Here is a 14,487-nt window from a genome sequence, read left to right on the forward strand (position 1 = left end):
GTCAGTCCGGAAACTTGGAGACGATGGTGAACATCACAACACCGGCGAGCGTGGTGATGAAGGAATAGGTGTAGAGCACCAACGCGAACGGCTGCAGCAGCATCAACACGCCGGCGGCAATCAGGATCGTTGCCAACGTCTCCATCGGGCCGCGCCGCAGCGCCCGCGGCCAGCGCGTAGCCGCGACATCGGCAGGCCTATTTCGCATCGACCGGCTCATTTGCGCACCGCACCGAAGGTGATGCCGCGCAACAGGTGCTTCCTCAGCAACACCGTGAACACGACGATCGGGATCAGGAACAGCGTGGTGCCGGCAGCGACCGCCGGCCAGTCCTGGCCGCCCTCGCCGATGATGATCGGAATGAAGGGCGGCGCGGTCTGCGCCGTGCCCGAGGTCAGAAGCACCGCGAAGGCATATTCGTTCCAGGCGAAGATCAGGCAGAAGATCGCGGTGGCGACGATGCCGGTGGTGGCCTGCGGCAGCACGACCTTGAAGAAGGCCTGCAGGCGGGTGTAGCCGTCGACCATCGCCGCCTCCTCGTATTCGCGCGGGATCTCGTCCATGAATCCCTTGAGCAGCCAGACCGCGAGCGAGATGTTGACGGACGTATAGAGCAGGATCATGCCGAGCCGCGTGTCGGACAGGCCGAGCTCGCGATACATCAGGTAGATCGGGATCGCGACCGCGATCGGCGGCATCATCCTTGTCGACAGGATGAAGAACAGGAGATCATCCTTCAGCGGCACCTTGAAGCGTGAGAACGCATAGGCCGCGAGCGTGCCGAGCACGACCGACAGCGCGGTCGAGCCGAATGCGATCACCAGCGAGTTGACGTAGCGCGGGATGTAGTTCGATGGACCCGCGACCACCATGTTGCGGCCGCGCGAGATGCGGTCGCACAGATTGGCGGCCGGCGGCAGCTTGGCCATGTAGTCCGGGGTCTGCCGCGTCCGGGTCGTGAACAGGTTGCAATAGCCCTCCAGGCTCGGCTCGGCGACGAGCTTCGGCGGATAGGCGATCGCATCCGACGGCGACTTGAATCCGGTCATGAAGATCCACAGCAGCGGCACCAGGGTGATCAGCGCATAGGCGATCACCACGGTCGCCGCGATCCGCTTGGTCAGCGGCGAGGGATCGACAACGGAATGGGCGGTTGCGAGACCGGTCATCGGCTTTTCACCCGGTTGAGCGCCTTGACGTAGATGTTGGCGAGACCGAACACGGTGACGAACAGAACGATCGCGAAGGCCGAGGAATAGCCGGTGCGCCACTTCTCAAAGGCCTCCCGCTTGAGCGTGATCGAGGCGACCTCGGTGGTCGAGCCGGGTCCGCCGCCGGTCAGGAGGTTGACCATGTCGAACATCTTGAAGTTCTCGATGCCGCGGAACAGCACCGCCAGCATGATGAAGGGCAGCGCCATCGGCAGGGTGATCGACCAGAACTGCCGCCACGGCGAGGCGCGGTCGACCTCGGCTGCTTCGTAGATGTAGTCGGGAATCGAGCGCAGACCGGCAAGGCAGATCAGCATCACGTAGGGCGTCCACATCCAGGTGTCGACGATGACGATGGCCCACGGCGCGAGCGGCACTTGCGCCAGCATCTGGAAAGACGATGCCGGCGCGCCGGTCGCGGCAGCGATGACGTAGTTGAAGAGCCCGATCTGCGGCTGGTACAGGAACGTCCAGAAATTGCCGACCACGGCCGGCGACAGCATCATCGGCAGCAGAATCAAGGTGGTCCACAGGCCGTGGCCACGGAACTTCTTGTCGATCAGCCAAGCCAGCGTGAAACCGAGCACGGTCTGGATCAGGATGGTCCAGAACACGAAGCGCGCGGTCACCGTCATCGCCGCCCAGACGTCCGGATCGGTCAGGATCGACTGGTAGTTGGCGAGCCCGACATCGAGCACCGTCGCATTGGGCCGGTTGGCGCGATAATTGGTGAACGACAGCCGGATGGTCCAGATCAGCGGGAAGATGTTGATCGCGAGCAGCAGCAGCATGGTCGGCGTGATGAACAGCCAGGCGATGGCACGCTCGGAGAGGCCACGCACGCGCCGCGCCACGGCGGGCGGCGTCACCAGGGCGGCGCGGTCGACGAGGCTGCTCAGTCCGGTCTGGTCGGTCATGCGAGGGGCTGCTTCACTGGCTGCTTCTGGCTGGCGGTGAGACTGGCTGGTCCGCCCGGCAAGCCGAAGCTCGCCGGAGGGATCGTCGTGGCGCGTCCCGCTTGCACGCGAGATGCCGCTTCCATCAGAGCTTGCCGTCCTCCTTGAACACCTTGGTCCAGTCGGCGATCAGCCCGTCGAGCGCGCCCTTGGCGGTGCCCTGGTCGGCGACGACATAGTCGTGGACGCGCTTCTGCATCGCCAGCAGGAGCTGGGCGTAGGACGGCTCGGCCCAGAAATCGACCACCTGGTCCATCGCCACCAGGAAGTCGGCGGCGAACGGCGCGGTGTTCTTGAAGTTGGGATCGTTGAGCACGCCCTTGTGGCAGCTGTAGCCGCCGAGCGCCCACCACTTCTTCTGGGTGTCGAGCGAGGCGAACCACTTGATGTAGGCCAACGCCTCGGCGCGGTTCGGCGAATAGGCCACCACCGAGATGCCCTGCCCGCCGAGCTGCGAGCCCTTCTCCTTCTGCGCGGGGTTGACGAAGAAACCGATCTTGTCGCCGCCGACATTGGGGTCCTTGTAGAGGCCCGGGAAGAAGGCGAACCAGTTCATCTGCAGCGCGACCTGGCCGGACTTGAAGGCATCCAGGCCCTCCTGCATGTAGCCGTTGGAATAGCCGGGCGGCGTGCAGCACTTGTACAGCGCCTTGTAGAATTCGAGGCCCTTCACCGCGTCGTCGGAGTTGACGAAGCCCTGCATGTCATACGGCTTCTTCGGGTTCTGATACTTGAAGCCGAACGGATAGAGCGCGTTGGTGACGCCCATGGTGATGCCTTCCGAGCCGCGCTCGGTGAAGATCGCCGCGCCGTAAACGGTCTTGCCGTCGATCACCCGCTTCTGGAAGAACTCGGCGATGTCCTTCAGCTCTTCCTGCGTTTTCGGCACCCCGAGCTCGCGGCCGAACTTCTTCTTGAACTCCTCGCGGATCTCCGGCCGCGCGAACCAGTCCTTGCGGTAGGTCCAGCCGTTGGCGTCGCCCATCGCCGGCAGCGCCCAGTAGTTCGGCGAGCCCTTCGGCCACTCGGCGTAGCCGGCGACGGTGGCGGGCATGAAGTCGGAGATCTTGATGCCTTCCTTGTCGAAGAACTCGTTGAGCTTGACGTATTGGCCGTTCTCGGCGGCGCCGCCGATCCACTGGGAGTCGCCGATCATCAGATCGCACAGCTTGCCCTTGGAATTGAGCTCGTTGAGCATGCGGTCGGCGAAGTTCGGCCACGGCACGAACTCGAACTTCATGTTGACGCCGGTCTTGGCGGTGAAGTCCTTGGACAGCTCGACCAGCGCGTTGGCCGGATCCCAGGCGGCCCAGCACAAGGTGATCGTCTTTCCCTCGGCGCGTGCCGGCGCGGACGCGCCGAGCACTGTCGCGGCGGCGACCGTCGCCGTCAGTGCAAATGTCTGCAGCAACTTCATCTGGCACTCCCTCCCTGTTGGCGCCGCCCTGCCTTTGCGCTGATGACGGCGGTGTGTGGCTCGCGGCGAAAGGCGCCGTCACAACGACAACGCGAGCCGCAAGCGTTTCCTCATGGTCCCGGATCGATTGTCCGAGTTAAGTATTTTGTTTAGTAGATTGCGAACGACTAAACATGTCAAGCGCATTTCCTCGCAATTCGCAGCGCATCATGTTTAGCGACTGCGGTAAGCAGCTCATCGGATGAAGATTTCCTGAGATCGCGCCCCCACAGCTTTCCGGCGCGGCGGCAACGACAACGGCCCACCCCAACCCCAGGCTGCGTTCGCGCCATCAGGCCTGCGCGAGCGTCACGCCGCAGCTCACCCGGCCGTCAGCGATAAAGAAACGTCCGGCGAGACGAGCAACCGCGGCCGGCCAGTCCTCTTTCATGACACGCGCCTCGAACGTGCCCGCCGGCCATGCGATCGCGAGCTCGACATCCTGGAAATCCAGGAAGCCGCGCGTGAGCGGGTACTGGCATTTGTAGTAGGCTTCCTTGGCGCTGAAGATCACGATCGGCAGCATCGGCTGCAGCGCATCGGGCTGGGCGCGAAGCCATCGCCGCTCGGCCGGCGTGAGCACGAGATCGCGCATCGACGGATCGAGCTCGCGCAGGTCCTCGACATCCAGTCCAAGCGACGGGACATCCCTGCTTCGGGCCACGGCAACAGCGCAGTAGTCGGCGCAATGCGAGATGCTTCCCGCATAGCCCGGCGGCCACACGGGCGCGCGATCCGGCGTCGGAACGAGCGCGACCGGCGAAGCTCCGAGCGACGCCAGCGCCCTGCGCGCCAGGATCCGCGCGGTCGCGAACTCGGCGCGCCGCTTGGCGACCGCGGCCTGGATATGCGCGCGCTCTTCGGGAAACAGCTCATCCTCCGCCAGCGAGAGGCTCGATGCCGCAACCACGACCGGACCGTCAAACAGCTCTGCAATCGCCTTCATCGCCAACTCTGCACGCGCGCTGCCTCTCTTGCGGACCGGCCCTGACCAACACGGATCGGCTGGCCGCCACTCTACACGACGCGGCTGCTCCGAAACCGATCTCGAACGATTCCACATGACATCGCGATCTCGCGGCGTGTTTCGCCCGAGCTTTGCTTCCGTTCGTCCTCCTCTCCAGCGAGAAGAGGCGCAAGGAAGGCCGGGAGCCTGCCGCCCCCATGGCCCCCGTGCGGAAAGAATGCACGGGGCAGGAACCACAGGTTCGGCTGGGACATCCCGGCCTTCCCTGCGCGATGGTTTGACGGCTTATACGTGATCTCCCCGGGGACCGGCTTGATTGCCCCCGTCGCCGACGGATCATCATGACCGCCGACTTGGCGCCAGCTTCGGGGCGCCAGGACCACACGATTTCGCCGTCGCATCGTTCCGTTCGTCCGCGCAATCGAGATCACGCTGCGGACCGACACGCCCATCGCATCCCCGGCTCGACGTTCGTGACGATCGCGAAACGTCCCTCTTCAGCGAGCCGGGATGCGCGGAAATGTGGAGGTGATTTGCCCGACGGTGCAAGTGATAAGTGCGCGACAAACTGGCACGACGGGCAGTTTGGACATGACACGCATGCGGCAACTGCCCGTCGGGTGCAGGACCTTGATCGCCGAGGCAGCGGCGCGCCGCGCGGGCCCGACTCGGATCAGGCCGGCCGCCGGCCGCCGCCCAGCAGGAACAGCGCCGGCAGCATCAGCACGGGGCTGAGAATGGCCGACAGAAACACGCAGCCCCAGAAGCCCATGCGGGAGTCGCGGCCGAAATAGCCGCTCAACAGGCACAGCAGCACATAGATGATGATGACGAAGGCAGACATCAGGCGATGCTCCTCATGCTGGCGAAAACGGTGGGCGGCGCGGAGCTAGCGGGCATTCTGCACCGGAGCCGCCGGAATGGGAGATCCCTGCCGTACCGGCGCCGGCGGCGTCCCGAGGGGAGTCATGCGGGCCTGTCCTGGCAGGTCGACGCCGCTCGGATTCTCCAGGACGTCCCGCGGCGGCTGTTGGATCTTGGGGAAGCTGAGCTTGGTGCTGTCGAAGTCCATGATCGAGGGGTTCGGCGCTGTGGCACTGCCTGACGAGATATCCGAGCCCAGGATGAGCGGCATCTGATTGGCGCCGCCGCCGACCACGACGACCTTGCTGTTGTTGGAGCGGGCGAGGTCCAGCGTTGCCTGGATGCCGGTCCAGGTCAGCACGTCCTTCGACAGCGACCGCGACACCGTCGCATAGTAATTCTCCAGGCCGATGGCCTCGATGCGCTGGCGCTCGGCCTCCGAGCGGGCCCGTGCAAGGATGAACTCATAGGATGCGGCGTACTGCTCCTGCGTCAGCTTGTCCTCGATCGCCTTGCGCATCCCGTCGGGAAGCATCACCCGGGTCACGACCATGTCGTCATAGAGCAGGATCGTGCTCTTGGGCTCGCCGCGCAGGGCGTCCAGCATCTGGCCGGTCAGGAGCTCGCTGTCGAGCGTGTAGAGGCGATGGCTGTCGAACTTGCCGATCACGCGCCTGATGACGCCGAGTGCCACCGGCATGACCAGGCGATTGACGTAGTCGGTGCCGACCTCCTTCAGGAGCCGGGGCGCGGAGTTGGCATCGACGTGGAAGATGAGGTTGGCCTTGACGTCGACGCGCAGGCCTTCGAGGCTGAGCGCCTCGACGTCGAGCGCCAGCGACTGGACGCGCGTCTCGAACAGATACATCCTGTTCCAGGGCAGCTTGAGCGCCAGCCCCTCGCGATAGACGTCGTTGATGACGGTGCCGCCGCCGAGCAGGCTGTAAAGCACACCGACATGGCCTGCGGGAACCACGACGATCACGGTCCGCCACAGCAACAGGACCAGCAGGCCGGCGAAGGCGATGGTGCCGACGACATAGGCTTCGACGCGATCGCGCAATCTGCCGCGCGTCGGCCTGAGCGGAGACGGCGAGTTGCGAAGGCTGCGATCGGGATAGGCCACGCTCATGTCAAAGCCTCGGCTTGCTCGAGCCGGCCGTCCCGCATCGTGAGAACGCGATCGCCCATCGAGAAATAGCGATCATCGTGGCTGATGACGATAACGGCCTTGCCGCGAGCCCGCAAGTCGGGAAGGATTTCGGTATAGAAGCGGTGCCGGAACGACGGATCCTGATCGGCGCCGACCTCGTCCAACAGGTAGATCGGCCGGTCCTCGAGCAAGGCAACGATCAGCGCCAGCCGCTTGCGCTGTCCGGTCGACAGATCGAGCTGGGTGAAGCCGCCGTCGCGAAACGCCGTCTTCTCGGCCAGTCCGAAGTCGGCCACCATGGCATTCACCTTGGCCGGATCGATCGTGCGCGCGCCGTAGAAGCGATCAAACAAATGGAAGTCGGCGAAGACACAGGAGAACAACTGGCGATATTTGCCGCGCAGGGCATGGTCCACCGGCTCGCCGTCCCACAGGATGACACCGCCCGCGGGGTCATAGAGGCCGGTGAGCAGGCGCATCAGGGTCGACTTGCCGCTGCCATTGCCGCCGATCAGGTAGGTGATCTGCCCGGGTCGAACGACGAGGTCGCACGGCCCGAGCGTGAAGCTGGGCTTGCCGTCGCGGCCGGTGTGCGAATAGGTGATCGCGCGCAGCTCGACCCGCTCGAACACCTGATGCGCGGCATCGGGTGACGGCTCGGGCTCACGTGCGGCGGCCAGCAGCCGCTTCTCCATATCCAGGAGATGCTCCATCGACAGGTTGGCGCGCGCCAGCACCGCGGCCGAGCGCAGCACGTTGTCGAGCGACGATAGCATGAACAGCACGGTATAGAGCACCTGGAGCACCGTGCGGTGCTCCTTGATGTAGCCCGGCAGGATGAAGACCACCGCGGCGAGCAGGCTGTAGAAGCCGATATAGGAGATGCTCATGCCGGAGGCGATGTGGTCCATCGCGACCGTATTCTTGACGTCGATCTGCTCGGACGCCGGCAGCAGATGATCCTGCTCCAGGTCGTAACCGCGCGCGGCGTTCTGACGCACCTCTTTGAAGCCGTGCAGCAGATGGCCCATCAGGTCGAGGAACCGCGTCTCCTGCGCGCTCGCGGCGACCAGGGCCGCCCGCGAGCCACGCTGGCTGTAGCGGTAGAAATACACGGTCACGACGAAGGCGAACACCAGCAGCGTGATCGCGAACAGCGACAGGTAGGCGATGTAGGCGCCGAGCAGCAGGAACGTCATCGCCGAGATGATCCCGGTGACGATCTGCGGCGCGGCGTCGGAGATCAGGATGGTCTCGCGCGCGACCACGTCATAGATCCGGTCGACGCCGGTGTGCTCCAGCGCCTCGAGCTCGATCCGCCGGACCAGCAGCACGTAGTTGTCACGGATCTGGCGCAGGATGGCCTCGCTGAGGGCCGTGACCATGCGCATGGAGTAGCGGTGCGAGCCGATCACGAGCGCCGCCAGGACCAGGAACAGCAGCACCATCTCCAGCGCCGGCCCGTCGCTCGACTCCGGCGCGGTGGCCGTGTTGGTGACGACCATCAGCGCGCCCATGGCGAAGCTGGTCAGCACCATGCCTGCGATCAGGCGAAAGCGGATGGGACCCGCGGATGCGAGGACGAAGCGTATCAGGTCCAAGGTTCAAACCGCCTTCTGTCCACGCTGAAATCCCTCAAGGCCCCGATGCCGACGGCGGGCGCAGCACTCCGCCACAAAACAGCGCCGGCGATCACGACGAAGCTCGTCCGGCACATCGGGCAACATCGAATCCTGCTGCAACGTGTTTGATCACAACCAGCGTCCAGGGCAAAGAGGGCACGGCAAGGCTGACAAATAAACCAATCGGACAATACGCAACCTGATCGAACTGCGGCTCAGGACGGCTCCGCGACGAAGCGGTCGGCCAGCAGCTCCGACAGCACCGCCTCAGCACGATCGGACAAATAGAAGTGCCCGCCCGGAAAATCGCAGCGGCGAACCGGCCGGAGTGAGACACGATCCCATCCTGCGATCCGCTCATCCGCCGTCTGCGGGTCATCGCGTCCGCGCATGACGGTGAGATCGATGTCGAGCGGATCGGGCGATGGAATGCGATAGCCGAGCACGGCCGCGAAATCGGCGCGCAGCGCCGGCGCGATCAGCTCGCGCAATTCCGCGACCTCCATCACGGCCGGCGGAATGCCGCCGTAGCGGCGATCGACGGCGATCAGAAACTCATCATCGGCCAGCGTCATGAAACCGGTATCTTGCATTGCAAGATCGGGGGATTCCCGGCCGGAGACCGCCAGACGGAGCTCGGGCGCATATTCCGCACGGCGAAGTCCCCGAGCCGCTTCGAGCGCCAGCAGCGCGCCCATGCTGTGGCCGAACAGCACAGTCGGCAGATCCGGCCTGGCGAGCAGCGCGCGGACGACCTCCGCTGCGGACTCCACGATGTCGCGACGCGGCTCCTCGCCAAGGCGCGTCTCCCGACCTGGAAGCTGGACCGCCAGCACCTCGACATCGGGCGGCGCCAGATCGGGCCAACGCCGATAGAATGACGCGCCGCCTCCTGCCGGCCCGAAGCAGACCAGCCGGCGGCGGGCCGCAGGTCTCGGCTTGAAACAAAGAAGCCACTCATCAGCAAACGAATGCTGCCAGCGATCAGGCATCGATCAACCCACTTCAAATTTGTTGCATATTATCATGACAGGCCGATGCTGCCGCACCTCCAGATGCGGCCGCGCCTACGATGCTCACAGGACAATCGAGGGGATTCCCATGAATCCGCACCTCATTGTGCATTGCCCGCACCTCTCAGCCGCCTTCGGCGTTGCTACGTCCTGATAAGTCTAAGCTTCTTTTGATCGGTCTCTCGACATCCGTATCAATCACCTGGACATTATCTGGTGACAGTCCGCGAGAAGCGAGCGGACGGCCCTTCCAAGGGAGGTGGAAGGATGGTACCTTTCAACTAATAATTGGGAATCAATCATCATGACAAATTTGGCTGCTAGCGACCAAGCTGTTTCCCCCGCCCCCGTGTCCCCCGAGCATCACAAGCAGGCGCTGGCGATCGTCAAGCGCAACGCCGGGTTTGGTGCCATCACCGGACTCATCCCTTTGCCTTTGCTCGATGTTTTCGCGCTGACAGGTATTCAGATCAAGATGATCAGCGAGCTCGCCGAGGTCTATGAAATTCCGTTCAACGAGAACGCCGTGAAGTCGTACGTGGCCGCCTTGATTGGCGGCATCGTGCCGGTCAGCCCGCTGTCCGGCGTCGCGATCCGCGCGGCCCGCTACGTTCCGTTCATCGGTCCACTGCTCGGCATCGCCGTCGTGCCGGCATTCGCCTCGGCGCTCACCTGGGCCATCGGCCGGGTCTTCGTCAATCATTTCGAAAAGGGCGGAGATCTGTTGTCGGTCGATCTCGAGACGATGAAGGAGCAGGTCAAGCGCGGATTGACCCGCAAGGGTACGACCGCCGAGACGGCGACCGCTTAAGCCGCTTGCACACGGCCGCCTGCTGCGGCCGCTGATCTGCATCACCCGTACCGCGCGGTTCAGGGAACGCCGTTCTATGCCCTTGGTGTCGACATGGTGAATGTATTCGACGACGAGAACACCGTCTTCGTCGTGCTGGTCAACGACGAGGAGCAGTATTCGCTCTGGCCGCAATTCAAGGACATCCCGACTGGATGGCGGCAGACCGGACCGACGGGCGGCAAAGCGGAATGCCTCGCGTTCATCGAGGGTGCCTGGACCGACATGCGGCCGCTCAGTCTCCGCCGCCAGCGAGATGCCGCCGACCCGTCTGCAGCGTGACGCATCGTGAACGATCGATGGGATCCATCCCGCGCAGAATCGGAGCGCCTGCCGGCTGAGGACAGCCCGATCGAGACTCCGGCCGCCGGCAACGGCGACGAACTCCAGCGCAAGCGGCAACTCGCGGCCGAGCTGTTGCGCCGACGCGGGACCGAGGCGGCTCATCATCCCCTGTCGTATGGGCAGCAGGCGCTGTGGTTCCTGCATCAGCTGGATGCCACCAGCACCGCCTATCACGTCGCATTTCCCATCCGGCTTCGCGGTGCGGTCGATGTCGCAGCGCTGCGGCAGGCCATGCAGGATGTGATCGAGCGCCACCCTGCCCTGCGCGCCACCTTCGCCTGGCGTGGCGGGACGCCGATCCAGACCGTCTCGCCGCGCGCGGCCGAGCTGCGCCACGTGCAGGTCGCAGACCCGGCTGAGCTCGATCGGGCGGTGCAGGACGCCTACGAAGAACCGTTCGACTTCGAGCGCGGCCCGCTGTTCCGGGCGGTGCTCATCAGCCGCGGACGCGAGGATCACGTCCTGCTGCCGCTGGCTCATCACATCGTCATCGATGGCCAGTCGATCGTCATCCTGCTCGACGAAATCGGACGCAGCTATCAGGCGCGGGCCCGCGGCGAGGTCCCTCAGCTCCCTCGCGTGGAGCGCAGCTATGCGGATTTCGTGCGCTGGCAGCGCACGATGCTCAGCGGGGCGCGCGGCGAGCAGCTGTGGTCGTACTGGCAGTGGCTGCTGTCCGGCGAGCTTCCCGTGCTCGACCTGCCGCTCGATCATCCGCGGCCGGCGCAGCGCCGCCAGCGCGGCGAGCAGATCGACCTCGCCATCGCGCCGGAGCTGCTTGTACGGCTCAAGGCGCTGGCGCGACGCCACGAGACCACGCTGTCCGTCGTGCTGCTCGCCGCCTACAGCCTGCTGCTGCACCGGTTGAGCGGGCAGGACGACATCCTGCTGGGCGCGGTGGTGGCCGGGCGCACCCAGCCGGCCTTCGATCCGACGGTGGGCTATTTCGTCAACACGGTCGTGCATCGCACCCGCCTGGTGGACGGCCAGAGCCTCGCCGCCTTTCTCGACGCCACGAGACGGGCGGCCGCCGAAGCGGCGGAGCATCAGGACTACCCATTCGCGGTGCTCGCTCAGCGGCTGCAGACGCAGCGCGATCCGGCGCGGACCCCTGTCTACGAGGCCTGCTTCAACTTCCTGCAGTTGCGCGGACAGCATGCCGTCCAAGGGCTCATCGCGCCGCTGGCGGATGACGGCTGGAGCACGTGGGGCGGGCTGGCAGCGCGCGTCTACCAGTTTCCGCAGCAGCTCGGGCAGTTCGATTTCGTGCTCGAGCTGTATGAGGCGAACGAGGCGCTGTTCGGCAATTTCAAGTTCAATCCGGATCTGTTTGCCCGGACGACGGTTGCGCATTGGGCCGGCGCGTTCGAGATGCTGCTGCGCGGGCTCGCCGATGACCCCGCAATCCCGGCGGCACGGCTGGCGCTGGCCGCCCCCGATCTGGCGCGGGCCGATGGTCCCGGCGCGCCCCCCTGTCTCACGGCGGTCGCGCCGCGCGAAACGCTTGCCACGCGGTTCGCGGCCGAGGTCCGCCGCATCCCCGACGCGATTGCCATTCGCACCGACGACCATACGCTCACCTATCGCGATCTCGACCGCCGCGCCAACGCGCTCGCGCACGACCTGATCGCGGCCGGGGTCCGGCCGCAGGACCCGATCGCGCTGCTGTTCGCCTGCTCATCCGAATTCGTCATTGCCGTGCTGGCGGTGCTGAAGGCCGGCGCGACCTATGTTCCGCTGGAGCCGGGCCAGCCCAGGGATCGGCGCGATTTCATCCTGCGCGAGACCGGCGCCCGCTTTGCCCTGGCCGCGCCCGCGCTCGTGGCCGAGCTTGCCGGCCATGGCGGCCTCGGCATTCTTTCACCTCGTCCCGACGCCTTCGATGATCGGGATCCCGGCGTCGCCGGCGCGGCCGATGATCTTGCCTATGTCATGTTCACGTCGGGCTCGACCGGCCATCCCAAAGGCGTCGGCATCAGCCATCGCAACATCCTCTCGCTCGCGGACGACCCGGTCTGGCACGACGACGGACCGCAGACGATCCTGCTGCATTCCAATCCCGCCTTCGATGCCAGCACCTTCGAGCTGTTCGTGCCGCTGCTCCACGGCCACACGATCGCGATCGGACCAACCGGCGCATTCGACGCGCGCCGGCTGGCCACGGCCATCCGTCAGCATGGCGTCACGCGCCTGTTCCTGACCTATCAACTGTTCGCAGCGATCGCGGAGGAGCATCCCGACTGCTTCGACGGGGCGAGTGAGGTGCTGACGGGTGGCGAGACCGTGTCGCCGGATGTGGTGCGCCGCGTGCTCGAATACAGCCGCACGGTGGTCTCCAACGCGTATGGTCCGACGGAGACCACGACCTTCGTCACGCGGCATGCTCTGTCTGACGTGGCCGCGATCACGTCACCCCTTCCGCTCGGGCGCACTCTTGCCAATCGCTCCGTCGTCATTCTCGATGACGCCCTCAATCCGCTGCCGCCGGGCGTCGTGGGCGAAGTCTATGTCACGGGCGCGGGCTTGGCACGGGGCTACATCAATCGTCCCGGATTGACGGCGGAGCGCTTCATCGCCGATCCATTCGGACCGCCGGGCACCCGGCTGTATCGCACCGGCGATCGCGCCCGCTGGCGCGCCGACGGCACGCTCGAGTTCCTGGGACGCGCCGACCATCAGGTCAAGATCCGCGGCTTCCGCATCGAGGCCGGCGAGGTCGAGAGCGCGCTGCGCCGTCACGACGGCGTCGCTGCTACCGCCGTGGTGCCGCAGGAGCATCCGCAAGGGCGGCGCCTCGTCGCCTACGTCGTCGGCCGCGACGGCGTTGCGCCGTCCATCGCAGAGCTGCGCAGCCATCTCGGCAGCCTGCTGCCGGACTACATGGTGCCGGCGTTGTTCGTCACGCTCGATGCGCTGCCGCTCACCCCCAACGGCAAGCTCGACCGCAAGGCGCTGCCCGAGCCCGATCTCGCTGCTGCGTCCGAGACACCCCATCGCGCGCCACGCTCCGCCACCGAGCAGGCGCTTGCCGCGATCTGGGCCGAGCTGCTCGGCCACGACGAGATCGGCATCGACGACAATTTCTTCGCGCTCGGCGGCCACTCGCTGCTCGCCACCCGCCTCGTCTCCCGCCTGCGCAGCCAGTTCGGCCGCGAGCTGCCGCTGCGCCGGCTGTTCGAGCAGCCGACCATTGCCCGCCTCGCCGCCTGCCTCGACGGCGAGACCGGCGATCAGGCCACCGCCTTCGTCGCCGTGCCGCGGCCGGCCGACTTGCCGCTGTCCGCCGCCCAGACCCGGCTCTGGTTCCTGGATCAGCTCGAAGGCGGCTCGGCCGCCTATCTCATTCCCTTCGCGCTCGACCTCGATGGTCTGCTCGATCCACGAGCGCTCGATCGCGCGCTGACGGCGCTGGTCGCACGCCATGAGAGCCTGCGCAGCACGGTCGAGCTCAAGGCCGATCGTCCGGTCCAGATCATCCGCCCGGCCGGCGCCTTTCGCCTGCTGCACGACGACCTCTCCGATCTCGCGCCCGCCGACCGTGACGCCGCGCTGGCTGCGCGGCTCGACGGCCTGGTGCAGCACCGCTTCGACCTGTCGCGCGACCTGCCGCTGCATGCGGTGCTGGTGCGGCTCGCTCCCGAGCGCCACGTGCTCGCGGTCGTCATCCATCACATCGCCTTCGACGGCTGGTCGTCTGGCATCTTCTTCGGCGAGCTCGCCCGTCTGTATGCGGCCGCCTGCAACGGCACGGTCGCGAGCCTGCCCGAACTGCCGGTGCACTATGCCGACTACGCGCTGTGGCACCGCCAGCTGCTCGCCGATCCCAACGGTCCGATTCCGCGCGAGCTCGCCTACTGGCGCACGGCGCTCGCCGATGCGCCGGCGCGGCTCGAACTGCCACTCGACCTGCCGCGGCCGGCGACGCCGCGCCATCCCGCGGGCTTCGTGCATCTGCGCCACGAGGCCGGCGAGGTCGCGGCCTGGGAAGCCTTGGCGCGCCGCCATGGCGTCACCCTGTTCATGGTGCTGCACGCCGCCTTCGCCACCGT

Annotated in this window: 12 protein-coding genes; 3 read left to right on the forward strand and 9 right to left on the reverse strand. The window is 65.9% G+C overall.

Annotated features, from left to right (window positions below):
* Position 1: 1 nt before the first annotated feature.
* The 9 genes from ACQR1D_RS15670 to ACQR1D_RS15710 form a co-directional block, all read right to left on the reverse strand.
* Entirely contained in the window at positions 2-208 is a 207-nt protein-coding gene (locus tag ACQR1D_RS15670) for a hypothetical protein (protein WP_434839071.1), read from the reverse strand.
* Between the two features lie 8 nt (positions 209-216).
* Positions 217-1,170 (reverse strand): carbohydrate ABC transporter permease, encoded by a 954-nt coding sequence (locus tag ACQR1D_RS15675; RefSeq protein ID WP_316236690.1) that lies wholly within the window; start codon positions 1,168-1,170, stop codon positions 217-219.
* Positions 1,167-2,129 (reverse strand): carbohydrate ABC transporter permease, encoded by a 963-nt coding sequence (locus ACQR1D_RS15680; protein ID WP_316215581.1) that lies wholly within the window; start codon positions 2,127-2,129, stop codon positions 1,167-1,169. Before ACQR1D_RS15680 ends, ACQR1D_RS15675 begins: the two co-directional genes overlap by 4 nt.
* Before the next feature lie 124 nt (positions 2,130-2,253).
* Positions 2,254-3,585: an ABC transporter substrate-binding protein gene (locus ACQR1D_RS15685; protein WP_316183469.1), complete on the reverse strand. Its 1,332-nt coding sequence runs from the start codon at positions 3,583-3,585 to the stop codon at positions 2,254-2,256.
* 331 nt (positions 3,586-3,916) lie between these two features.
* The gene (locus tag ACQR1D_RS15690) at positions 3,917-4,570 is read right to left on the reverse strand and encodes a 4'-phosphopantetheinyl transferase family protein (protein ID WP_316183468.1); all 654 of its coding nucleotides are present in this window, start codon (positions 4,568-4,570) and stop codon (positions 3,917-3,919) included.
* 694 nt (positions 4,571-5,264) lie between these two features.
* Entirely contained in the window at positions 5,265-5,435 is a 171-nt protein-coding gene (locus tag ACQR1D_RS15695; RefSeq protein ID WP_315800403.1) for a hypothetical protein, read from the reverse strand.
* 45 nt (positions 5,436-5,480) lie between these two features.
* Entirely contained in the window at positions 5,481-6,587 is a 1,107-nt protein-coding gene (locus ACQR1D_RS15700; protein ID WP_316183467.1) for a prohibitin family protein, read from the reverse strand.
* The gene (locus ACQR1D_RS15705) at positions 6,584-8,209 is read right to left on the reverse strand and encodes a cyclic peptide export ABC transporter (protein ID WP_315800405.1); all 1,626 of its coding nucleotides are present in this window, start codon (positions 8,207-8,209) and stop codon (positions 6,584-6,586) included. Before ACQR1D_RS15705 ends, ACQR1D_RS15700 begins: the two co-directional genes overlap by 4 nt.
* Before the next feature lie 236 nt (positions 8,210-8,445).
* Positions 8,446-9,222, reverse strand: coding sequence for a thioesterase II family protein (locus ACQR1D_RS15710; protein ID WP_316215579.1), 777 nt, complete (start codon positions 9,220-9,222; stop codon positions 8,446-8,448).
* Positions 9,223-9,502: 280 nt separating this feature from the next.
* On the opposite strand from ACQR1D_RS15710, the gene ACQR1D_RS15715 reads away from it, so the two are divergent.
* From ACQR1D_RS15715 to ACQR1D_RS15725, 3 genes are all read left to right on the forward strand, one after another.
* On the forward strand, positions 9,503-10,054 hold the full coding sequence (locus tag ACQR1D_RS15715; protein ID WP_315800407.1) for a YcjF family protein: 552 nt from the start codon (positions 9,503-9,505) through the stop codon (positions 10,052-10,054).
* Positions 10,055-10,147: 93 nt separating this feature from the next.
* Entirely contained in the window at positions 10,148-10,375 is a 228-nt protein-coding gene (locus tag ACQR1D_RS15720) for an MbtH family protein (RefSeq protein ID WP_315800408.1), read from the forward strand.
* A gap of 6 nt (positions 10,376-10,381) precedes the next feature.
* Positions 10,382-14,487, forward strand: a 4,106-nt coding sequence (locus ACQR1D_RS15725) for an amino acid adenylation domain-containing protein (RefSeq protein WP_434893866.1), incomplete at its 3' end; no start/stop codon positions are given.

The sequence above is a fragment of the Bradyrhizobium sp. HKCCYLRH2047 genome (genome assembly GCF_051168175.1).
Lineage (GTDB): Bacteria > Pseudomonadota > Alphaproteobacteria > Rhizobiales > Xanthobacteraceae > Bradyrhizobium.